This window comes from Algibacter miyuki (assembly GCF_030409805.1).
GTDB lineage: Bacteria > Bacteroidota > Bacteroidia > Flavobacteriales > Flavobacteriaceae > Algibacter > Algibacter miyuki.
In genome coordinates this window covers 761,796-788,116 of the sequence record NZ_JAUFQP010000013.1, presented here as the reverse complement: position 1 = coordinate 788,116, position 26,321 = coordinate 761,796, and the positions used below count along the sequence as shown (strand labels likewise).

Genomic DNA, 26,321 nt, shown 5'->3' with positions numbered 1-26,321 from the left:
ATCTATAAAGATTTTACTCCTTTAAAGTAATGTACATACAGTGTCCGCCACCAGAAGCTAATTTAGCTTTAATTATTTGATCTTTTTTAACCTCAGCTTTTCTTGCTTGATATGCTTCCGGATTTGTTTTGCAATCGGTAGTATCGGTATCTTCGTAAAACGTGGCTTCATAAATTTTTCCTTCTTCAAGAAAATCTAAACTAATATCTAACGTACCGCCTTTTTGACAGATAACACTCCCCACAAACCAATCGGTTCCTGAACGACGAGCTGTGGTAATATACTCGGACATTTTAGAGTTCAGAATTCGAGATTCATCCCATTTCCCTACGGGCATTTTTTGAATAAACTCAAATAAGTCGGACTTTGCCGCATAAGCTTCTGGCGCATCTGGAATACAAACCAATCCACTAAATATAACCAAAGTTCGTGCCGTTTCTGACACTACGGTAGATAGATACGAATTGAGTTTCTTAGGTCCTTTTTGTCGTTTTCCTGCATTAATTCCGCTTAAATCGAAATTACCGTTATTCATATCCAAAGGTCCTTGAATGGCATTAATTAAGGCCATTTTAATAAAAGTTTCTGGTGTAAATGCCTTACGCGAATCTTGTTGCGCATGGCAATATTCTCGAGTAATAGCGTTTGGAAAAGTACGTCTCACCCCTGTAAATGGCACCGGACTATCATGAAAATCAATAAGCAATTCACTATCGGCACTTTGGCTAATAGCATCACGAGAAAACTGAACATTGTTCCCCATAAAGCCATATTTTACACCTTTCATACCTAAAGATTGATAGTACGGAAACAGTTCTTTATCTCCGTATTCCCCATGTTTACGGTCGTAATACAAAATAAGTTCAACCGTTTTATCTGCGGCGTAATCAATAACGGCTTGTAAATCTAATTCTGGCGATAATTCAAAATGCCCTTTTGTGGCGTGTTTATACCAAGAATCGTCGATTAAAAAATATTCAATCCCTTTTTCTTCTGCAAAATCAATAAAGCGTTTGTAGCTCTCGGTATTTATACCGTAAACAAAACCATCTGGAGCTGTGTAACCATGCACGCGCCAATCCCACAAGGTTTTTCCGGGCTTAATCCAATCTGGATTTTCTATTTCGCAAGGTGCCGCTAAATTTACAGTTACTGTACTTGTTACCAAATCGCCAGCTTGATAGCCAAACAAAATCACTTTCCATGGCGTTACTAGTTTTCCTGCACTCGCTTTAGGCTTGCTGCTTGATGTAAGCTTGCCTGTTTCCTTATTAAAATGCAGTTTCATGGTGTTGAAGCCTTTTGCAGAATACAAATCGGACTCTAAAAAAGACAGCCACATTTTATTTGATTTTTCAACAACAATAGGTAAAGCTAATTTTGGTAATTTTTCTTCTGATGTTGTTAAAGTTCCTATTGAAAGTGGACCAATTGGTGGGTTTTCGCCCGCAGGGGCATAAAACATATCTTTACTTGGTAGGTTATATTCTGCAAAAAAATCAAGTGTATCTTCCGAAGAAATATTATCTCGTTCAAATCTAAAACCCACACCATCGTTATACACACGTGCATAAAGCTTACCCGATTTTCCGTTTATTTCAAGACGAATAACTAATTCATTATAATGGTCTTTAATATCGCTAAATTGTCCCCAAACAGGTTTCCAATTGGAGTTTTCTGTTTTAATTTCAGTATCTATTATTTTAACAGGAATGTTTGGTAGTATTGAAATTTGAGAAGCATCAACTAAGGATTTATTATTCCAATCTAATTGATAAGTTAAGCCCTGTTCCCCATTCTGAAAAGTTAATTGTACTGTATTATCCGGTGAGTCCACTTCTAAGTTTGGCTTACCGGTACAAGCATTTAAAAGCGTGACACAGACTAACATTGAAATCGTTAAAAAAGCTTGTTTCATTATTTTGGTTTTAATGTTTATACACATTAATTAATGATATTTTCAATTTGTTTCCAACCTTCCATACCTTCATTTTCTTGCTTTTTCCCAGCTGTACTTCTTCCCTCTAGAATTATTTTTTTTAGCGCTGCTTTTAATTCGGCGGCTTTTTCCGGGTGTTCTGCTATTAAATTTTTAGTTTCTTCAATATCATTTTTTAAGTTGAACAGTTGCATCTCTGGCAAATCGAGTTTTTGACTTCTTATTTCGTTTGGTCTTGGGTAACTCCAACCTGCAGAACCATCAGTAAGACACAATTTCCAGTCGCCTTGCTTTATTGCAAACGAACCATTTATAGAATGATACACCGCATATTCTCTAATTTCCTTATCACTCTCGCCAACCACTAAAGGTAACATACTGTAACTATCTTCACCTTCGGAATCTTTAGTTTTATATCCTGAAACCTCAGCACATGTTGCGAAAAAATCCACGGTAGAAATGGTTCTATCAGTTTTAGCATTTTTTAATCCTTTGCTTGGCCATTCTACAATAAACGGCACATGATGTCCTCCTTCATATATATCGGCTTTCATACCTCTAAACACATAACTTGGATCGTGTTTTACTTTTGCCAATTCTTCAAAATCGGCTTTTGGAGAACAGCCATTATCACTTGTGAAAACAATAAGTGTGTTTTCTGAAATACCTTGTTTCTTTAAAGTTTCTCTTATTTGACGTACCACATCGTCTACCTGCATTACAAAATCGCCATACATATTGGTGTTACTTTTTCCGAGGAATTCGGTAGTTGGTAAAATGGGTGTATGTGGTGCTGGCAATGGAAAATACAAGAAAAACGGATCTTTCTCAGTCGATTTTTCTTCAATATAATCTACTGCTCTATCTGTTAGATCTTGTAAAATTTTAGCGTGCACAAAATCATCCGAAGTTGGCCCGTTTCTCCACACGCCTTTTTCATCAACAGAAATCGTATTTTTTGTAGGAACCATCGTTGGTATATCATTTTCTACAAAAACATAAGGTGCCATATCTAGAGAACCACAAAACCCAAAAGAATAATCGAAACCATGCGTTGATGGTCCGTTTTTAATAGGTGACGTAAAGTCTACTTTAGGGTTACTATGCAACTTCCTAAGTGTTGCCTCAGTTTCTTCGTTTACAAAAGCCCAATCCCATCCCATGTGCCATTTTCCAATGTACGCAGTGCTGTAACCTTGGCTTTTTAATATGCTTGCCACAGTAACACGATCTTCTTTGATTAATGATTTTGAATAACCACCAAGCACACCACTTTTTAAACGACTTCTCCAATTGTAACGCCCAGTAAGAATACCATATCGGGTTGGTGTACAAACAGCAGAAGACGTGTGTGCGTCTGTAAACATAACACCATTACTAGCCATATTATTAAGGTTTGGCGTTGGTATTTTTCCGTTAGGATTAAAACATTCTAAATCACCATATCCTAAATCGTCTGCTAGAATGTATATAATGTTTGGCTTTTTATCTTTTGGCTTTTCTACATGCTTTTTTTTATCAGAAAAACTAGAAAACACAAACGTTGCGACTAATAGGAGTGCCAAAATGGACTTTGAAAATTTCATCATTATATTACAATCTTTTTAGGGTGTTTAAAATGCATATTATTTATTATTTCAGCTAATTTATTAAATAATGCTGTAATACGCTTTCGCGGAATAAATAATATGCATTCCAGTCTATTTACTCTTTTACTATTTTGTAGGTTTTCGACACGTTACGCCCATCTAATTTCAATACATAAATGCCTTTTGAAAGTTCGCTAACGTTAACCTCAACTGTTTTTGAATTGATATTTTGGTTTACAACTACCTGCCCCGTTATAGTAAATAATGTGTATTGATTAAACATTACATCCGGTGTAGATATCGTTACTTTATCTGATGCTGGATTTGGATACATTTTAATGTTTATATCCTCTGGTGTTTCGGTTGACAACGTAATTTCAGGTGTATAAACTTCCACTTCCGCTAAGGTTAAAGCATTAGTGCCGTTGTCTAAGTCAATTCTAACTACTTGACCGAATACAACGCCAGTTTCTACTGTAATGTATTGATCTGGATAATCGGCATAGGTTTTAGTAAACACTGTATTATTATCACTATCAATCACCGATACCGTGAAATTAGACATTCTAGCCTTACAACAACCATCTGTTCGATTAAACACTTTAATAGATCCAATAGCTTTATCTTCCCCAAAATCGACTTGCCACCACGGGTTTGCCTCTCCGTTTGTAACGGTTACCGATCCGCCTCCAAAGTTTCCATTAGTATCACCATCAATAGCCAATTCCGGACCTTTATTAAATTGAGGATTGGTTGAAGATTGCGTAGCTATACCTGTTGGTGCAATATTAACAGGTTGCGACTCGTCTTTTAAATATAAATCCATCCAGGTATAAACGGCATTAGTTAAAGTTCCATTATTTAAGTTTATGGCATTTGCAGCATTGTATAATACTAAACCATCTACTTTATTCTCTATGGCTTTCTCCAAACGTGTTCCCGTACCTTTAGCATCATTATGGTTTACCTCTGAATCCCAAACAGGTAAGTTTTTGGCTTTTGCCAAGTTGATAAAAGTAGACCATTGCCCATGATTAAAACCTAAGTTATGCGTTGCAGCAACCGTTATATAATCTTCTATATTGGTATTCTGAAACATATCTATGGCTGCTGGAAGTCCCCAAGTACAAGGCCCAATTAATTCTGCGCCATTAACATTATTATAAAGTGCTGCATAAATTTCATGAATTTGCTCTACGCTCCACGTGCTGCTAGTTGCACGCCCGTCTTCATTAAAGGGGTTTAACCATTTACAACCAGGATATTCATCTGAAAATTCTAAAACTCTCGCGATTAACTCATCGGTTGCCGCTTGCACACCATTAACCGAAGGCACAGTGCCATTAAGCATGTTATTGGCTACACGGGCACCTCCTCCACCTTGTGCCGGATTTGCAAAAATCACAAAACCTTGTGCCAAAGCTTGTTCATAGAAGTAATCGAACATGGGTTTATTCGGGTTTAAATCTACCCCTTCTGTATCACGACCAAAAAGCGGAATACGGATACCGTTAACCTTCATTTCTTTAAATGCTTTTAGTAAATTATCGGCATGCGCTTCGGTTAAAATCTTATTGGTAATAAAAACTTGTTTCACATCACCAAGCACATATTCCATATCGTTCGTGTAAATAGTTTGGCTAAGCCCAGTAAAACTGAAACAGCCAACTATTAATGCTATTAATAATGTTTTGATGTTTTTTGAGTAATTTTTTCTTCTCATAATTTCTAATTTAGTTTATCAATGGATTGTTTAGTTGGTATTCTTTTTTAAAGCGTTAACCTATGTTGGCGTTTTTCTTGTGGTGGTATTTTTTTTAGTTGCCCAGAAATGAAATAAGTGTTTCGCTTTAAAACCAAATTTAAGGCGTTCTAGAGTTTTACAAATCTCAATTAAGGAATCAAAATGTTGCAATATGTCGTGTAGTCCAATAAAACCATAGGATGCGACTTAATTACGAAGTACTAAACACCATTTTTACTAATGAAATTTAAATATGATAAAAGAATAAAGTGATGATTTCCAACAAAAAACACGACAGGATTTGTACTTACAAAACCGGTCGTGTTTCTCAATATTATACATTCATTTTATGATAGAATAAAACTCATCAAATATCATTTTAAGAAAACAAATACCATTAAAAAGTCTTCTTTATGTTGGTATTGTTTGATTTATTCTTTTTTCTTTTCTTGTACGCTAATGCTCTGGTTTCAAGAGGAAATTCAGAGTGCTCTGTTCTAACATCTTTTAGAAGCGCTAACATGTCTTGCAATTTCTCTGGGTTCTTTATAGCGAGATTATTGGACTCTGCTTGATCAACAGACAGATTGTATAATTCTGGATCGCCTTCGAGTTTCCAAACCAATTTCCAATCATCTTTTCTAATGGCTTGAATAGGCCCTTGACGTTCGTTAAATTCCCAATATAAAAAATCGTGTTTTTGCTGCTTCTTTTGATTTCCAAATAATTCTGAAACAAAAGAAATTCCGTTGATATCTTTGTTTGAAGGCGTTACTCCTGCCAATTCGCAAGCCGTTGGTAAGAAATCCCAAAATGCTGAAAGATGATCACTTTCTTTACCGGCTTCTATTTTACCCGGATATCGCGCAATAAACGGAATACGAATACCGCCTTCATAAAGGTCTCTTTTCCCTCCTTTAAAAGGGCCGTTACTATTGAAGAAAAGATCTTTACTTTCGTATTCTGGTCCATTATCGCTTGTAAAAATGACTATTGTACTTTCATCGATTCCTAAAGCTTTAAGCTTATCGAACAGACGTCCCATGTCTCGATCCATTCTAGAAATCATGCCGGCATACGTGGTATTTCCTTCGGCATCATTTTTATAACCACCTTTGGTATTCATTTTACGTTTGGGCCAATCTAAATTTTGGTAAGGCTCCTTTGAATCTTCCGGAACGGTTAATTCTAAATGCGGAATGGTTAAAGCTAGATATAGAAAAAACGGATGATCCTGTTCTTTTTCAATATAATGTAAAGCTTCATTGATAAAAACATCGTGTGTATATTTCCCTTGTTTTAACCCATAATTATTATCCTTTAAAATATAGGGTTCATTATTTCTATACAGCGTATCCCAGTAATAATGATGGGCGTGACTGTGTTTTTTATAGCCTAGAAAATAATCGAATCCATGTGCAGATGGCATGTTTTGGTTGGTATTTCCTTCTGAAAGTCCCCATTTCCCGATAACAGCCGTTTTATAGCCAGCGCCTTTAAGCTCGTTAGCCACCGTTATTTCGTTTGGCTCAAGGTTCACTGGTTTCCCGCTATTGGTCCAAACAGGATTTCCACGTACACTCGCATTTCCTTGGTGATAGCCCGTTAATAAACTTGCTCTAGATGGCATACAAACCGTTGAACCAGAATAATGATTGGTAAACTTAATGCCTTCACTCGCCATTCTATCAAGGTTTGGCATTTTTGTATTGGTTTGTCCATAGCAACCCAAATCACCATAGCCTAAATCGTCGGCCATCACAAAAATAATATTAGGCTTTACTTCGTTTTGGCTAAAGCTAAGGCATGGAATTAACATACACAGTATAATTAAATACTGTATTGTTTTTAAAAAGCTTATTTTTATTTTACGTCTATTGGATTTCAACAAAAACAAGTTATTTAAATTTTTCGGATTCGTAAATAGCGATCATTTGTTTTAATTTCTCCGGATTGGTTTCAGCTAAATTATTTTTCTGCCCTTTATCTTCAACCACATTAAATAATTTATACGCTTTTGAAATTCCAGTTTCAATATTAACTTTTTTATTTAAAGGCCATCCATCATATGGAGGAATCAACACCCAATTCCCACTACGTAAAGCTGTTTTTGAATTGGCTTCTAAAATAAGATGATCGCGTCCTTTTTCAGTTTCTCCTAAAAAAGTCTTCAGTATATTTTGGCTATCGGTTGTTGTTTCTGTTTCTCCGACCAAATCTCCTAAAGATGCTAATAAATCCATTTGGCAAACTATAGCGTTAGAAATGCTTGGCTTGATATGCCCTTTCCAATATGTGATAAAAGGCACACGCGTTCCTGCTTCAAACAAACTGTATTTTCCACCACGTAAACCGCCTTTCGGATCGTGATCTCCTAGTTTTTCCACAGCATCATCAAAATATCCATCGTTTAAAACCGGACCGTTATCACTAGAAAACACAATAAGTGTATTTTCTAACATGTTTTCTTCCTTTAAGGTTTTTATAAACTCACCAATACACCAATCGGCTTCTAGAATAACATCGCCTCTTGGCCCCATGCCCGATTTACCAACAAAACGTGGATGCGGTGTACGCGGCACGTGAGGTTGTTGCATGGCGTAATACAGAAAAAACGGATTGTTTTTATGAGACTTCACATAGTTTTGAGCTTTGGTTAGGAAATGATCGGCCATATCTATATCACTCCATTTTGCTGCATCTCCACCTTGCATATATCCTATTCTAGGAATGCCGTTTACAATACTATTATTATGTCCATGATGCCATTTCATGCTTAGCATTTCTGGATTTGATTTTGCGGTAGGTTCACCTTCAAAATTCTTTTTGTAATTCACTTGAATGGGATCCTTTTTATCCAAATTGACCACTTTCCCATTTTCAATATACACGGTTGGTACACGATCTTGAGTTGCCGCTAGAATATAAGCATCGTCAAAGCCTACTTCATTTGGACCTGGTGAAATGGTTTCATTCCAGTTTACAAAACCAGACCCCAATCCTAAATGCCATTTGCCAATAATAGCCGTTTCATAACCTGCTTTAGACAATAGTTTAGGGAGTGTTTGTTGTTTGGTATCGATTAATAAAGGTGCGTCGCCAGGTAAAATTCTAGCATTTTTATTTTTCCAAGGATACATTCCGGTGAGCAATGCATAGCGACTTGGCGTACAGGTTGCCGAAGTAGCGTAGCCATTGGTGAATTTTATTCCGCCGTTTGCTAATGCATCAATATTTGGGGTACTTAATTCGGTAGCGCCATAGCTACTTAAATCGCCATAGCCTAAATCGTCTAGATAAATTACCACAATATTTGGCTTTTCAATTTTAGAAACTACTGCTGCCAAATTGCCGTTTTTTTCATTTTTGCAACTAAAACTAAGACAGATTAAAACCGCTAATGCTAGTAAAATGTGTAATTTGTTGTTGTTCATTCTTTTGTTTTTGATAATTAAATTTCTTTTAATTTTATAAAAAAACCTACTTCAATAGTGTTATGAAGTAGGTTAAATATGTTTAATAACGTTTCTAAAGTTACACTAAAAAATATCATTTTAAGATAGTTCTATCAATACATTTCTAAACGTTATATTAATAAGCTTAAAAATAAACTCGCCTTTAAGTATTCTGTTAGGCGATAAAACAATTTGCTGTTATTTTAAAGCAACCGTTTAAATGAGACTCACTGCGTGCTTCTTATTGTTTTTTTTTATAAATCAAATTGATTAACACCATCAACCACGCGGTTTCTGAATTCTAAAACATCAGTAGCAACGTAACTAACACCATTAAAATCGAATGAATAATTTAGAATAATCTCGCGCGTTTCAGGATTGTAACTAGAGCCTCCATCATCGGTGATTGCGACACCTCCTGTTGCAGATGCAATAGTGATTGAATTATCATCGGCAATAACAATGTTCAGTTTTTTATCTGCTCCTCTTAAATCTGCAATACCATTGCAAACTAATGTGTTTGGAGATACCATTGTTAACTCGACTACATCATCAATACCTCCTGGATAAACTAAAGTTCCATTGGTACTTCCGGTTTTTACAACCTGTCCTTTTTGAACATAATTACCGTAAAGTTGATTGATATATGAAAAGGTAATCATTGTGGATTTTAAATTATCTAAAATAGAGTCTGCTTTTACAACATTATCTAGTGTAAATCCTAAAGCGTAGTTATTTCCTAAAGATACATCATCAGCAAGGAAGTTAATAGAATCTGCTTTTACGTAAACAAAACCTTGTGTTTTTCCTGCTGGAATAATGATTTTGTTATTTGCAGGATTCCCATCGGCATCTACCAATGTATAATGGCTTTGTGGTAATACGGCAAGCCCACCATCAGTCACAATAGCATCATCTAAAGAAAAGGTTACTTCTACATTTTCTGAATTAGATAATCGGCCTCCTAAAACAACACCAACCCCAATTTGCATCCCTTCGCCCATAATAAACGTTCTGTCTATTTGTGCTTTTGGTAAATAAACCGATGTAAATTCAAATTCATTTTCAACAAAATCATCATAAGAACATGATGCAGCCCCAAATACAATTACAAGTAAAAGTGCTAAAGATTGCGTTATAGATTTTAATTTATTTTTCTTCATAATCTTTTTATTTAATTGATTTACCATCCTTGGTTTTGCTCTAAGTTTGTGTTAATAAGCAACTCGCTGTATGGCAAAGGTAAATAGTAATTTTTAGTTTCGAATTGTCTGCGCTCCACATCTACCCCTTGATATGTAAATGTATCGTCATCGTTTTTAGTGATTTTTACACCTTTAACATCTTCTGTGTTTGTAATCGATTTCCAACGACGTAAATCGTGAAAACGTTCGCTTGTAAAACATAATTCAATACGTCTTTCATTCTCTAGAAGCGTTTTAAAATCTGGGCTGTTTGCTGAAACTTCGTCTAAATAAGGATCGGTATTAATTCCTGCACGTTTTCTAACCATGGCTAAAACTTCCTTTGCTGAAAAGTTGAGTCCCGCTGGAGCCACATCTGGTTGTCCGTAAGCTTCGTTTACCGCTTCGGCATAACTTAAATAAATATCTGTAAGGCCTAATTGAACATACACTTTTTCTAAACTCGTTGTTGGGCTAAGCGCTGATGGGTCAAAATTTAAGTTATTCAAAAACTTTTTCAAGTAATAGCCTGTTCTTGTTCCTTCACTTTTAATAAAGCCTCCAAAATTATCTTGGCCGCCTTCAAAAGTTTCTAAAGCTGTAAAATCTGTACAAGATTCAGAAGTAAAACATTGATCGTTATTATAAAAAATAAATTTATAAAATCGATTATCTCTTGAAGTATAAGGGGTAGAAGCATCATATAAACTTTCTGTCATATCGATTGGATATCCATTTGCAGAAGGAAAAGCATCTACTAAGTTTTGAGATGGATTTACTTCGCCTTGCCCATATAATGTAGGAGGATATAAACGGCTTTCTAGCGCGTTATTTCTTAATGAAGAACGCATTCTCCAAATATGATCTGGATTATCGTCATTACTAAAATCAAAAGGAGTAAGTGATTTTAAACCTCCATTTAGCACAATAACATCATGACATTTTTCGGCAGCGTCTACCCATTTAGAAACATCGTTAGATGGATTAAATGCAGGACTTGCCGCAAATAAGGCCACTTTGGCTTTTAAGGCATAAGCCGCTAAACCGCTTGCTCTACCAATTTCTTCTACACTATAACCTGGGTTATCTCCTCCTTCACCTGAATATATCAAAGGTAAATTAGCTATAGCAATATCTAAATCGGCATTAATTTGATTAACACATTCTTCATATGTATTTCTGCTTAATGAAGCATACTCTTCGTTTTCTAAAATACCATTAACAATTGGAAATCCTAACATTTCTCCATCGGCCGATGGCCCTCCAAAAACTTTAAGTAATTCCCATTCTGCCCATGCTTTTAAAAAGAAAGCTTCCCCGTAATATCTGGCTAAAACACGTTCGTTTTCTTCAGCATCGTCTGGATTAAGTAAATATGGTAATCCGGTATCATGAACAAGTTCTATATATTGATAAACTTGTCTAATATTATTGTAAGACTGCTGCCAAACATAATTATAAGGATTGCTTGTTGGCCCCCAATACCCAGTAGCTAAATCTGTTTCTTCAGAATTTAAAACACCGTTATCGGTAAGGTATTCCACTCCAAAATCTGTAAAATATCTAAATTGGTAGTCGGTATAAATATCGTCAATTATCCCTCTAGAACGCAGTCTAGAATCTACAACAATTTCTTCTTGTGTATACTGAATTTCATCTTCTAGAAACTCACTACATCCTGAAAAACTAAGTATCAGAATAACGGCTGGTAATAATTTATTAATTAATTTCATTGTTTTATTTTTTTACCATTCATGTATTAAAAATTCAAAGAAGTACCTAAAATAAAGGTTCTCATCGAAGGGTATTCAAAAAACCCAGCTCTCATATCTTCCGGATCTAAATCGTCTAGTTTACTAAATAAGGCTAAATTATTTCCTCTTAAAAATATTTTCACTTTAGTAAATGGTCCGTTTTTAGGTAAAGTATAACCTAATTCTACGTTAGAAATTCTAAAATAACCTCCGTTAACTAACCAATAGTCTGACGTTTTAAAATTATTTATACTTCCTATGGTGCTTAATCTAGGGTTTGCATTACCATTAGGAAGGTCGCTATTTACGCTTCCGTAGTAATTTCTTAAACCTTGATGTTGGTAATATGATGAAGACCCGAGGTTTATATCATATCCACCAACTCCGGCTCCTACAACATCTATATTAAAGCCTTTGTATTCTGCTCCAATATTAATACCGTAATTGAATCTCGGGGTTTGGTTTCCTATAGCTCTTTGATCTCTACTATCTATAACATTATCTCCATTTTGATCAACATATTTTATGTCTCCAATTTGTACATCGCCAAATTGAGGTAAGGCGCTACCAATATTTTCTGCTGTAAAAAGACCATCACTTACATACCCCATAATGTTATCTTCTGCTTGGCCTTGTTGTAATCTATATTGATCTGGATATGGTACTTCAGATATTTTTTCGCCTACAATTTTGTTATAACCAGCATTTACACCTAAATAATATTTAAAATCAGCTTGACTTTCATGAAAGGTAATATTAGAATTAAAACCTTTATTTCTTCTGTCTGTAAAATTTAATGATGGCAAATAAGCATCTCCTCCTAAAGCATCAGCATAAAGCGCACTCGCTTTTGTTATTTGATTTTGAATTTCAATGTTAAAGTAATTTAAGCTGAAATTTAATTTTTTAAACATGTTTAACTCAAAACCTGCAAACATTTGGTTATACACCACCCAATCAATAGCTTCATTAGCGGTGCTAGATAAGCTGTACCCAAATTTATTTTGAGCAATATTGGCTGTTCCTAAAAATGTAGTACCATTATTTCTGCCGCCTGCCCAAGTATCTAAATATAAAAATGTACTCGCTGTGTATTCTGTACCTATTTGACCAAATGATGTTCTAAATTTAAGAAAATCAATGCTTTTGTTATCCTTTAGAAAATCTTCATTAGATGCTACCCAAGAAAAGCCCATCGTTGGAAAAAAATTGGTTCTATTAGTTCCAATAAACTTAGAACTGCTACTTGCGTTTAGGTTTGCAAATACAATGTATTTATTTTGTAATGCAAACGACCCATTTAAATTAAATGTTAGATTACGATTATCTGGTTGCGTAGCTGTTCTATTAGGAGCGTAATATAAAAGATGATTAAGATTTAAGGTTAAAGTTGACTGCGTCATATTCTTTATATAACTCAAATTACCAGCATAGGTAAAATCTCTTTGGTTATTTTGATTCGTTCTGCCAATTTCAAGATCAGGAACTTCATTTTGGTAAATTTTTAAAGCTAAAGAATCTTGTCCTGTAATATCTTGAAGGTTTTCTAAAGTGTATAGAGCCGGTTGATTATCTGTTACAAGAGAGTGCGTATTATACGTTCTCATCATTACATAAGTATCGTATTTTAAACCTGGAGCAACCGCTTTTAAATCGAAATCTAAACCGATATCAAAAACCATGTTTGCGGTATAATCTGTTCTTGATCCACCACCTTCTAATTCCGCTAATAAATTGGTATCAAAATCATTACTTACAATATATGCCGAATCTCCAACTTTTAAAGGAAATGCATTTGCAGGTGTTGCTGTAATATTTAAAAACATAGCATCTGCTCCTATTATTGGTCTATTGTTTTCTCCAAATTTACCATAAACACTAGCATGAGCTCTAATTGCACTATTTATTTTTGCATTAATTTTAGTTCTAAAAGTTAGATTTCTACCATTAATTTTTGATCCTACTTTTTCTAAACCTTCCCAGTCTGAATACCCAATAAAAGCACCGTAAGACGCATTTTCTCCGCCACCGTACGTATTAAGTGATGCGAAATTAGATGATGAAAAATCTTCTAAATACGTATCTTGATTATTGATATTTGGAAAATTTATAGCATCGGAACCACTGTTATAAGCAGCAATAGCCTCTGGACTATAAACATCACCTAAGCCATCGTTATTTGAAACTCTGTTAATCACTTCAGCATATTCTGTAGCAGATAGTAATTTAGGTAACCTAGATGCTGTATTTAAAGCTCTTTGGTAATTAACTTCTACCACTGGTTTTCTCGATTTTCCTCCTTTTGTAATTACATAAATAAGTCCGTTATCACCGAAATTACCAAGTGAAGAGTTAAAAGTACCATCATTAAGCACCAAAACTTCTTCTACTTCTCTTAAATCGACCAATAGGCCTCTTGGTTTTCCATCGACTAAAACGTAAGGTGTACCTCCGTTTAATACGTAGCTATAATCTCCTGTTGTACCAGGTGTATTTGTTTGTCTAATAATTCTTAAACCAGGTACACGTCCTATTAAGGCTTCCGATAAATTATCCCCTCCTGTTTTTCTAAGTTGGTCTCCTGAAATTCTGAAAACAGCTCCTGTGGTTTGGCTTAAATTGAAAATTCCAAATGGTGTTTTTAATATCTCGTCTTCATTTTTTAATTGAAGCGAATCTTGATCTGCTAGACTATTTAAAGGTGTGCTTTGAGCAATACCAATATTTATAGTTATAGCATTGAGTAGGAAGAAAATAAAAACATTCAATCCTGTTATGTTTAGTTTCATCTGTTTCTGTTATAATTTTAAATTAATTCTATGAGTTGTAAAGCATTCGATAATGACTTATTACCAACCTTCAGTTTGTTTAAACGTTGGTACTGCTTCCACTTCTGAGTTAGGAATTGGCCACCAATAATGTTTATCATCAAACGTTTTTGTTAATTGATCTTGTTCTACATTTTCGAAACTAAAGCCAGTCGGGTATATTGCAGACTCGCCGCCTTGCCAACGCATTTCTAAAAATTCAACTTTTTTATTTTCTTCTAAATGCGCTATTTTCCATCGTCTAATATCATCATACCTAATACCTTCAAAGCATAATTCAATAGCTCGTTCATTTCTAATACGTTCTCTTAAAAGGTCTTTAGAGCCGGTGTAAATCGCGTTTACATTTGGCATTCCAACTCTATTTCTAATCATATTAATGGCTTGAAGTGCCGTTAAGCTTGAGCCTGGAACAGTTCCGTTTGGACCATAAGCCTCATTTGCTGCTTCTGCATAATTAAGGTACACCTCAGACATTCTAAAAATATTGTTATTTACATGGTGGTTTCGTCCACCAGCTCCAGACCATCTTGCTCCATTTGGTAGCCATTTTTTAATTCGAAGACCTGTAAGATTTCTAACCCTCCAAAATAAATTGGCATTACCTCCTGGATCGTGTAAATTTAATCCCAACTTTCCTTCTTCGTTTACTTGTGCCAAATCAACAACACCAGTTAAATTCCATGCGTTTGGATCTACTATTAAATCTGTTACACCATCAAAAAGTATGGCATTATAAAATCTAGGATCTCTATTAATAAAAGGTTCTTGTGGGTTATAGTTAGCATCATCGGTTATGGCTAAACCATCTTTTGTTTCAAATTTGTCTACAAAATTAGCTAATGCACCAATTGACATCGGGCTACCATTTCCTCTTAAATGATCCCAACCAGCAGTTAATGTATGTCTAGGTGTTGGACTTAGTATCGATCCGAAAACAAAAAACTTTTGATTTACTTCTGAAAAAATAACTTCTGAAGGAATTGTCTTTTGAATACCAGGACCAATAAAAATACTTCTATAAGGTTCTAATTCTTCGGTTTCCATCAGAAAAAGATCGTCACCATTATGGTCTACATCGATAGTGCTAGCTGCACTTGCATCAATAAGTGTATATAAACCATTATCGTTAGCATAATTGATAAGCTCTGAAGCCGCAGTTGCTGCATCTACCCATGCTTGTTGGTCTCCAGACTCATTTACTAACGGACTCGCAGCAAATAATGTTAATCTAGATTTCAGTGCCATAGCCGCACCTTTTGTTGGGCGCCCTACATTTTCTGAATCCCAAGTTACAGGAAGAAAACTAGTGGCTTGATCCAAATCTTCTAGCATGTTTGCTAGGTTACTTTGATAAGATTCTCTTTCTTGATTTAGAGTCTCATCTAATTGTAAGTTCTCTTTTAAATAAAGAAGCCCTCCATGACGTTTTGTTAATAAGTGGTAAAAAAAGGCTCTTAAAAAATAAGCTTGTCCTTTTAATCCTTCTATTTCTTCTTCAGTTCCGTTGTTTATATTGCCAACATTTGCAAGAAAAGTGTTTACAACTCTAATCCCTTTCCAAGAATCAAAATACCTAAAAGTAAAGTTTGGCGTTGATCCTACGGCAGTACCATTATCATTATAAGGTTTTTCATTTATAAGACTAATATAGTCTCCTTGCGCATACATCGGGTAGGTTTGTGGGAAGGTTTGCCATAGCCTACCTGGATAACCTTCTCCAGCCATAGTCATGTTAGGTAACCAATCTCCACCTTGCCCTGTTGCGCTCACATCGGTAATTAAATAACTATAAGCTGCATCTAAAGCACTTTTTGCTAAACGAATATCCTCAAAAACGTCAGATTCGTCTAAGCCTTCAAAATCTTGTTGTTTATCTAAATAATCTTCACAACTCGTAAAAAAAGCAATGCCGATTAAAGCGAATGTATATATTGTTGTTTTCATATTTTTTTATTTAAAAAGTCATGTTTATACCTAAATTTATTCTTCTAAGTATTGGGTAGGCCCCAGGGGTGTTTGCTTCAGGGTCTCCATAATCTAAATCAGAAATTACAAAAAGATTATTCCCATTAAGATACACTCTCAAATCACTCAATGTTTTACTATTGCTCATATCAAAATTATACCCCAGATTTACACTTCTTAATTTGATATAATCTAAATCTACAATTCTAGCTGTAGAATTATTTATAGAATTAGGATTAGCTAAAGCATGTAAAGCCGGATATGCGGCATTTGTATTGGTGGGTGTCCAATAATCTAAATGCTCATATAAACCTGTTGCAAGCCCATCAGGAAGTGCAAACGCTAAATCACTATTTACAAGTCCTTTGTGTCCTTCTACACCATTAATTAAAGCACTAAGCGACCATCCTTTATAAGAAGCACTTAATTTAAAACTATAACTATTTTTTGGTGCATTTGGTAAATCGAATCTCACTTGATCGTCATTCTCTGTTATGCCTCCATTTGCGTTATAGTCTATATATCTATAATCTCCTAAACCTGGTGCACCACTAACGGTAGGAAAATTTACTACTTCATCAATATTTTGGAAATAACCATCTGTTTGCAATAGAGCTGAAGCTCCAGCAGGCTTTCCTGAAATTGATGTATATGCTGTAGTTCCAAGACCATCTAATGCACTTGTAAGAATTCGGTTTTCATTAAAACCGTAAAACGCGGTTGCAGAATACTTAAATCCTCCTGAAGTACTATTTTTGTAGGTTAGAGACACTTCATAACCATGACTTTCTGAGGTTCCTAAATTAACAAATGGTAATTCTGCAGAAAAACCATAAAAAGCAGGAAATCTATTAGGCCCAGGAATATTAATTAAATCGGTTCTAGAATCTTTGAAAAAATCAACTTCTCCTGATAGCTTATTATTAAAAAGCCCGAATTCAACACCAATATTTTGTTTTGTTACAGTTGCCCAAGTTAACACCGGATTACCAATTTGAGATTCTGTAATTATTAAAAGAGGATCATCTATATCTATCCCGAAATAATATCTAGAATTTGGTCTTTTTTCTGTGTTTGGAGCGCTAGAGTCTCCATAAAAATCGTAGAAACTTAAATATGGCCAACGATTACTACCTAAACCAGCTTTAGACCCAGTTTCACCATAAGAATATCTTATTTTGAAGTTGTTGATTTCGGGTATATTATCTTTTATAAACTTCTCTTTTGCTAAATTAATTCCAACGGCAAAGGAAGGAAAAAGTTTAAAACGGTAGCCCTCATCAAAGGTTTCATCTCCATTATAAGATCCACTAATTTCGAAGAAGTAGCGAGAATCGTAATTATAAGTTGCACGCCCAACATAATCTTCGTTAAAAAAGGGAAATGATGTATTACTTACACGTTTATTACGGCTAACAAGCGCTAAACCAGTAACGCTATGTTTGCCAAAAGAACGTTGGTAATTTAGTTGTGCGCGTTGATAAGCAATTTCTTGACTATCATTAATACTTTCACTTCCTAAAATAAATTCTAAAGGACGCTCATATTCTACACCTTCAGCAGAAATCCATGATCCATCGCGATCTAAAGTATAGGTATCTAATCTAGGATCTATTGTGGCATCATAAGCAATTCTACTTCTGGTGGTGTAAGAGCTTATATAGTTGTATTTACCTGTAAAAGTTAAACCTTCTGTAATAAAGTCTAAATCTTGTTCCAATTCTAAATCTATAGAAAAAACCGTTTTATTATCTTGAGATGTTCCACTCGCATTAATACCGGTGTAAATATTTCGTCCATTTCCAAACCTAGGCTCTACTAACCCTGGAAAAAATGGATCTGGATATTGTTCTAAAACACTTGCAGGATATACAGGTACTACGCCACCAGGTGCCGAGTTATATATTCCTAAAAAACTAATATCACTACCGTTACCAGGTTGATTTTTATCTTCTAAACGGCTACTAACGCTTGTATTTAAACGTGTCGTTTTAGTTAAGGTAAAATCTAAATTTCCTCTAAAAGTGTATCTTTTAAATTTAAATTCAGGATCGTAATTAAAAAGTTTTTCTGTTTTAGTGATATCACCTTCTGTTAAATACCCTGCAGACGCATAGTATTTTACAAAATCAGAACCTCCTCTAACGGAAATAGTTTGATTTAAACTTGTAGCATAATCATCTCTTATGGCAACATCAAACCAATCTGTATTTGGGTAAATGTATGGTAAATCGCCATCTCTCCAATGCCCTAAGTCAACCGCAGATGAATATCCACTAGCATAGGCTTGGTCGTTTAATATTCCTGTATTAAAAGCACTTTGCGCCGTATAAGCATCGAGAACATTATCGGGTTCATTAAGTACAGATTTTAAAGAAAACTCACTATTGTAGCTCACTTTTGGTCTGCCTGTTTTTCCTCGTTTTGTAGTAATAATGATAACACCGTTTGCACCTCTAATACCGTAAACAGCTGTTGCAGCACCATCTTTCAAAGTACTTATGTTTTCAACATCTCTCGGGTTTATATTGGCAAATCCTCCAACAATTTCAACACCATCTACTAATATTAAAGGGTTTGCGTTACCTCTAATAAAAATATCGCCATCATCAGCACCTGGCTGTCCAGAACCTTGAACAACGACAAGACCAGGAGAAGCTCCACTTAAAGCATTAGTAACATTACTAGATCCGGATTCTAAAATCTCTTCTCCTTTTATCTGACTTATTGCTCCTAATACACTTTCCTTTTTTTGCTTTCCGTACCCCACAACAACAATTTCGGTAAGACTTTGAATGTCTTCCTTCATTGTTACGTTAATCGTCTTGCCTTCTGCTACTTTAATTTCTTGAGTTTGAAACCCAATACTTGAAAATACTAAAACCGCATTTGGAGACACGCTAAACTTATAGGCTCCATCGAAATCTGTAACAGCACCATTACTTTTCCCTTTTTCGAGAACATTAATACCCGGAATTGGCATTCCCGTTTCGTCCGTTACAACCCCCTGGACAACATCCTGAGCAAAAGAACTCCAGGATATGGATATCAATAGTAAAAATATTTTGATTTTCTTCATAAATTAGAATTTTCCGAATTAGTAGAATATAGCCATTGTATATTCATCATTTTTAATAATTTAGTTTAGTTAAATTGAACATTTACTTTGGTACTATTTAGTATTTAGTAATCTCCTTTTTAAAAACTGTCAAATTTTCCTGAAAACTTATTTTGGGTAACTTTTAACATGTTCTTATCTTTTTATTAAGAAATACTAGGTCAAAAATAGGGGGTTTACACGTCTTAACATTCTCAAATAAGGGTTCAAAATGTTGCTTTTAACTAATTTAAACAGGAAATATCTTACAAATAACGATATTTTAGGCTATAATGGCGCAACATATGTCTCTTTTTAAGAAAATGTTATTTTAATTAAAATAAAGTACTTATAGATTAATTTAGCATATAATTCCCAAACCATATAAAGAAAAAAAGGGTCAAGATTTAATTAAAAACCTTGACCCTTTTTCGTTGAATTGATATGAAACTCTTAATTGATAATAATCTCATCAATTAGTACACCCCGATCTTCTAGGGTTTCAATTTTTATAGTATTAGCACCACGATCTATTTGAATTGGTAATTTAACTTTGCTCCAAGCTGTTGCCCAGTTTGAAGAATTCGCTAGAAACAACTTCGCATTAACCACTTTCCCGTTCACACTAACTTTAATATAAGTACCCGCTACCTCTTTAAATTTGGCGCTATAACGTACATATAAGTCCACTTCGCCTGCACCACCATCATTTTCTTGATACCAAGAGATTGAAGCGCCTTTAACCTTATCCATGCTTACATAGCCTTTTCCTTTAAAGTTGGCGCCTTTAGACATAATTTTAGCTTGGCTAAGCGTTGCTTCTTCGGCCTGCTCTCCTATTTGTTCTTGATTGCCGGTACTCTTATTCCAAGTAAAACCTTCCTTTTCACCAAAACGTTCTTCTAAGACTTGCTTTTCAACACCATCAACAACAATTAATGCTTTAACGGTAGCTTCCTTTTCAATTTTAAAACTATTTTGATATTTAGTAGATTCTATTGTCGGGGTATCGCCGTTTATCGTATAGAAAACTTCAATTTTAGGATCTATTTGATGTCCTCTTAAATTAATAATTTCGGTATCAATACTCACCACGTTGGATGTAATTTGTTTTTTCTCTCCTAAAATACAGCTTGCCATCAAATTAATAGCACCCGTTTCGTCTGTAGATTCAATATAAGCACGAGTTAGGCCATAAAATGCTGTTCTGTGATTTGGACCAACATGCTGCTCTACATCAACAGGACTACCGTTGTCTAGCGCTTTAATTTTACCAGCACCCAAAATATTAAAGAACGTTCTGTTTTCCCCGTAAGGGTAAAAAACACCTAAACTATCGGTAGTAGAAACGCGCACCTGTACAATATCTTGGCTAATGTTCCCAAGTGGTTCACCATCAATAGATAATTGTATTTTTGAAGGTTGTGCCGCGGTTTGTACAATTTCTTCTGAAACTACTTTTCCTGCCTTATAACCTACAGCTTTTAAAGTTCCTGGTTGCCATTTTACCATCCATTGGCATTGCATTTCATCCCAAGCTGTTCCAGGTTTTAATTTCCCTAATGATGTGTTATTAAAAAACAATTCCACTTCGTCACAATTAGAATATACCCAAACCGGAATTTCGGTTCCTAAAGCGACCTTTGGATGTGTCCAGTGTGGTAAAACGTGCACCATAGGCTCGCTTGTCCATTGACTTTGATATAAGTAAAATAAGTCTTTTTCAAAGTTAGCTAAATCAATTGCACCACCCATAAACGCTTTAAAAGGCCAACCACCGTGCACATAACCGGCTTCGCCGATATAATCGTACCCCGTCCAACGGAACGATCCTGCATAGGCCGGAATATCACGAAGTTGTTCGATGTTTAATCTAGAAGACACACGTACCGTAGCATTATCATAACTTGAGTTAAATATTTGCTTTCTATTTTTTCTATCTAATTCATCTACCCAATCGTGAGTAAAGACTTCTTCTTCCGTTAAATCTGGAAGCTCGTATGGTCTCTGATTTTTATTAGGATAGCCATCTCTAAACCATGTTTTTGTTCGGTAAAAACCGCGAACTTGCCAAGTATGTGTATTTTCTGTTCCTATAAAAACTTTTCCTTTTTGTTTTTCAGTTAAGTTTTCTAAATAACCTTGCTTTTCACTACTTCCGTTTACACCTAAAACATTCATAAAATCAGATCCTGAATGTCCAGATGTTACAGGTCTTGTTGGATCTAGGAGATTACATTCTGCTACTAAATCTTTAGCAATAGCCCCACGGGTTTCATTACCAACACTATATATTACTATAGACGGATGGTTTCTATCACGCTTAATCCAATCGGTTAAATCTTTCTTCCACCACTGATCAAAAAAGTGTGCACCATAATCGTTTTTGGCTTTTTTCATCCATCCATCAAAAATTTCGTCCATGACTAACATCCCCATTTCATCACAAAGCTCATAAAATATAGGCGTTTGCGGATTGTGCGATGTTCTAATGGCATTTACGCCCATGTTTTTTAATTGCTGAATTCTGAAACGTAAAATTTTATCAGGCACCGCAGCACCTAAAGCCCCGGCATCTTGATGATTACAAACGCCTTGAAGCTTTACATTTTCACCATTAATCCACATTCCCGTTTCGGCAATCCATTCAATATCACGAACACCAAATTTAGTTTCCACAACGTCAACTAATTTATCATTCACCAATAATTCACTTTTCAGAGTGTATAAATAAGGCGTTTCGGTAGACCAAAGATTTGGTTTAGAAAGTGATAATTCGGTTTTAGCTGTAGCACTAAGATTATCAATTTTTTCTTCAGAAGACGTTACAATTACCCCATTATTATCAACGATAGAGTTTACCAATACGGCGTTTTTGACATTATCATTTTCCGGAGAAAATTCCGTTTCAATAAACACCTGTTCGCCTTCTGTTGTTATAAAAATACCATCGCGAGCAATGTTCGTTTTGTTTTTAACATCAATCCAAGTGTGGGCATAAATACCACTACCGGTGTACCAACGTGCCGCAGGTTGCTTCTCATTATCCACATGCACTGCAAATGTAATTTGATTAGCATTTTCGGCAATTTCACTAATATCGTAAGCGAAAGACACCCAACCATAAGGACGGTTGCCTAATTTTACGCCATTAGCCCAAACTGTGCTATTCATAAACACACCATCGAAAGCAATTTCAACCTGTTTACCTTTCCACGAGTTGGGTACATCAATAGTTTTTCTATACCAACCAAAACCGGCCGGTAAATACCCCGCTTGCGCCCCCATAGGGTTGCTTTCATGGTATTCCCCTTCGATACTCCAATCGTGTGGAACGTTTATGGTTTTCCAATTTGCATCATTAAAATCGACCACCTCGGCACCTTTAACGTTCTCTTGGATAAACTTCCAATCGGCATCAAAGCTAGTACGTAAGCGTGTTTCTATAGCAGTACCGCCTTGTTCACAACTTACTATACACAAGCATAGCAAGCCAAAAAGGACGGTAAATACTTTATTTATTTTAAAACTCTCAACCTGTTTCGGCATATTATTTCAAATATTTAAAATGCGCGCCTTTAATAAAAAAAGCGCGCATGTAATTTCTTTTTTTATTATTCCGCTTTTACAGCTTCAATTAAATAACTATAGCTCAAGTTATCGGCTTCAATTTGATACGCTTTATGTGGCATTCTACCCCAACTTGTATCGCCACCAACACCCATTTGTTTGTAATCGATATTGATGTTTACTAAATCTCTTGTTTCAATATCCGTGGTGTGACGTTGCGTTTTATCATCTCCTGAATCAAAATCATCATTATATTGATGATGCGCACTGAAAGACACCAAATCTTCCGCTGTTACTTTTATACCGTTACCAGATGCGTTTGTAAATGTGATCCAACGCGTATCGGTTTTATAACCATTTTCTTGCGGACGAATATATGGGAAGTATAAATCGCTAACCGATGCTTTATATAAGCCAACTAATGCCGATGTATTTCTATCTTGATAATTTTCGTGAGGCCCTCTACCAAACCAAGCTACATTGCTAAATTCATTATCAATAATCAAGTTGTTACCAAACCTTGGTAGTATTGGCAATTCACTATTGATACCAGAAATTTTAGTGTTTACTAAAATAGCGCCTTCAGCATTTATAGTATAAACCATTTGTAAAGCGCCTTTAACAGAGGCTAATTTGTAATTTGCAGTAACCAAAACATTACCAGAATCATCTTTGCTTTGCTTAATATCTACAAATTCCTGATTTTTAGTAGCGTCTTTCCAAACCCCCATTTTCTTAGGCATTTTAAAGCCATAATCATTATCTGTTGTTGGACGCCAGAAATTAGCTTGGATACCTTTTAAAATGATGTTTCCATTACCGTAATCTAATTCGCTTAAAACACCAGTGGTTTTATTGAAAGCCACTTTTATGCCTTTATTAGAAATTAGTATTTTTTCAGCATCTTCTCCAACCATAAGTTCTTCGGAAGATTTATGTATTCCAAAAGTTGATTCTCCTTCTTGAACTTCTAGCTGCTCGTAAGCTGCTACATGTCCACTTGGCACTAAATCGGTTGCTGTTTTTGTTTTCGCATAAATATTAACATGATAATCTGCAGTCGCATCATCAAGCTTTGGTAAATCAATGTTTACAGTAGTTGATGTATAAGGCGCTACATCTAAAACAGGTAATGCTCCATTTGCTATTTCTTCACCATTTTTAAGTACTGTATAAGAAAAATCTAACGTGTTTAAGTTTGTAAAATCATAGATGTTTTTAATTTCAAACTGACCTTTTTTAGCATTTACAGCTTTAAACTTAATGTATTGATATACTTTTTTAACTTCATATAAAGCAGGATGCGCCGTTCTATCTGGATTAACAATACCGTTTAAACAGAAGTTTTTATCATTATGTAAATGTCCTGCTCCCAAATCGCCTCCGTAAGCCCAAAATGCTTCGCCATCTTCGTTTTCTGTAAGGATACCTTGATCTACCCAGTCCCAAATAAAACCACCTTGCATGATGTCGTATTTTTCAATAACATCCCAATAATCTTGTAAATTACCAACACTATTACCCATAGCATGTGCGTATTCACATTGAATTAACGGACGTGTTGGATTATTTTCAGCATACTTAACCATTCGATCAATCGTCCAATACATAGGCGCTTGAATATCGGTATTAGAATATTGCGTAGCCCCTTCATACTGCGTTGGTCTGGTGCTATCTTGCTCTTTTAACCATTTGTATGTTGCAAAAAAGTTTTCACCGTTTCCTGCCTCATTTCCTAAAGACCATGTTACAATAGAAGGATAATTTTTGTCGCGTTCAAACATGCGCACCGTTCTGTCCATATGCATCGCTTTCCACTCTGGCAAGTACGCTGGATGAACCGCTTGATCTTTTTTGTTATTGTTTAACCCCTGGTTAGTTGTCCCCATACCATGCGTTTCAATATTTGCTTCATCGATAACATAAAAACCATATAAATCGCATAATCTGTAGAAATGCGGGTTTTTAGGGTAGTGGCTACAACGAATAGCATTTAAGTTATTCAATTTCATCACTTCTAAATCTTTCAATGTTAAAGCTTCGGAAACAACGTGTCCTTCAGTTTCGCTATGGTCATGTAAGTTTGCTCCTTTCAGCAAAACAGGCATACCATTAACTAAAAACTGATTGTTTTTAATTTCAATATTTCTAAAACCAACTTTAATAGCTGTAGATTCACCATTAACTGTTAACAATAGGATATATAAATTAGGTGATTCAGCATTCCAAGTTTTTACATTTGGAATTATTTTTTCAAAACTCACTTCATTTCTTCCCCCTTTTAAAGCTACAGATTTAGAATCGGCATAAATTTCTTTATCGCCATCTAACAACTGAATTTTAACCGCTTTTTCTACCGCTTCCGCAGTATTATTATCAACTTTTAAAGCGACTTTAAACACACCATCTTGAAAATTATTTTCTAAATCTGATGTGACTCTAAAATCACGAAGCGTTACTTTATCACTAGCATATAAATACACATCGCGCTCAATACCACTTAATCTCCAGAAATCTTGATCTTCCATATAACTAGCATCCGACCAACGTAAAACCTGCACTGCTAAGCTATTTTTTCCAGCTTTCACTAAATCGGTAATTTTAAATTCGGCAGCCGTTTTGCTACCTTCATTATAACCTACCATTTCACCGTTTAACCACACATACATAGCGCCACTAACACCTGCAAAATGCAAGTAAATATCTTTACCGTCCCAATCTTCTGAAACTTCAAAATCTCTTTTGTAACTACCATTACTATTTAAATTATGCGGAATTAATGGTGGATTTGGAGGGAACATATATGTTCTGTTGGTATACACCGGAATACCATGTCCTTTTACTTCCCAATTTGATGGTACTGTTAAAGTATCCCATTGTTTTACATCGAAATTTTCTTTGTAGAATTCGGTTGGACGTGCTTGCACACTATCGGCATAGTAAAATTTCCAAACACCATTTAATGATTGATATAACCCTGAGTTTTCCCAAGATGCATTTTTCAATGCCTCTGTTTCATTGCTATATTTATAGAATGACGCTGTTGGCTCTTCTCTATTTATTTGAAATATTTCTGGGTTTTCCCATTCTGGATTTTCCCATTTTTCAGCCGTATAAACAGGCCTTGTTTCTGCTTGTTCACATGACATGAAGGCAATAACAGCGATGATAAGAATTAAATACTTTTTCATTT

The 26,321-nt window shown here is 35.2% G+C and carries 12 protein-coding genes; all 12 read right to left on the bottom strand.

The features are described 5' to 3' along the window. Positions 1–13: 13 nt before the first annotated feature. A complete protein-coding gene (locus QWY92_RS15545; RefSeq protein WP_290272887.1) occupies positions 14–1,918 on the bottom strand; it encodes a glycoside hydrolase family 97 protein in 1,905 nt (634 codons plus the stop codon). Between the two features lie 26 nt (positions 1,919–1,944). Then, positions 1,945–3,528, bottom strand: a complete 1,584-nt coding sequence (locus QWY92_RS15540) for a sulfatase family protein (RefSeq protein WP_290272885.1) — start codon at positions 3,526–3,528, stop codon at positions 1,945–1,947. Between the two features lie 115 nt (positions 3,529–3,643). Then, positions 3,644–5,251, bottom strand: coding sequence for a T9SS type A sorting domain-containing protein (locus tag QWY92_RS15535; RefSeq protein WP_290272883.1), 1,608 nt, complete (start codon positions 5,249–5,251; stop codon positions 3,644–3,646). Positions 5,252–5,669: 418 nt separating this feature from the next. After that, entirely contained in the window at positions 5,670–7,091 is a 1,422-nt protein-coding gene (locus QWY92_RS15530; RefSeq protein WP_290272881.1) for an arylsulfatase, read from the bottom strand. Between the two features lie 79 nt (positions 7,092–7,170). Beyond that, entirely contained in the window at positions 7,171–8,706 is a 1,536-nt protein-coding gene (locus tag QWY92_RS15525; RefSeq protein ID WP_290272879.1) for a sulfatase family protein, read from the bottom strand. Between the two features lie 275 nt (positions 8,707–8,981). After that, a complete protein-coding gene (locus QWY92_RS15520; protein WP_290272877.1) occupies positions 8,982–9,890 on the bottom strand; it encodes a BT_3987 domain-containing protein in 909 nt (302 codons plus the stop codon). 20 nt (positions 9,891–9,910) lie between these two features. Further along, positions 9,911–11,644 (bottom strand): RagB/SusD family nutrient uptake outer membrane protein, encoded by a 1,734-nt coding sequence (locus QWY92_RS15515; protein ID WP_290272875.1) that lies wholly within the window; start codon positions 11,642–11,644, stop codon positions 9,911–9,913. Between the two features lie 26 nt (positions 11,645–11,670). Next, entirely contained in the window at positions 11,671–14,454 is a 2,784-nt protein-coding gene (locus tag QWY92_RS15510) for a SusC/RagA family TonB-linked outer membrane protein (RefSeq protein WP_290272872.1), read from the bottom strand. Between the two features lie 60 nt (positions 14,455–14,514). Further along, positions 14,515–16,440, bottom strand: a complete 1,926-nt coding sequence (locus QWY92_RS15505) for a RagB/SusD family nutrient uptake outer membrane protein (protein ID WP_290272871.1) — start codon at positions 16,438–16,440, stop codon at positions 14,515–14,517. A 10-nt stretch (positions 16,441–16,450) separates the two neighbouring features. Beyond that, positions 16,451–19,540, bottom strand: coding sequence for a SusC/RagA family TonB-linked outer membrane protein (locus QWY92_RS15500; RefSeq protein WP_290272869.1), 3,090 nt, complete (start codon positions 19,538–19,540; stop codon positions 16,451–16,453). Positions 19,541–20,011: 471 nt separating this feature from the next. Continuing rightward, positions 20,012–23,107: a glycoside hydrolase family 2 TIM barrel-domain containing protein gene (locus tag QWY92_RS15495; RefSeq protein WP_290272867.1), complete on the bottom strand. Its 3,096-nt coding sequence runs from the start codon at positions 23,105–23,107 to the stop codon at positions 20,012–20,014. A gap of 65 nt (positions 23,108–23,172) precedes the next feature. Then, the gene (gene lacZ, locus QWY92_RS15490; protein ID WP_290272865.1) at positions 23,173–26,319 is read right to left on the bottom strand and encodes a beta-galactosidase, LacZ type; all 3,147 of its coding nucleotides are present in this window, start codon (positions 26,317–26,319) and stop codon (positions 23,173–23,175) included. Between the last annotated feature and the right edge of the window lie 2 nt (positions 26,320–26,321).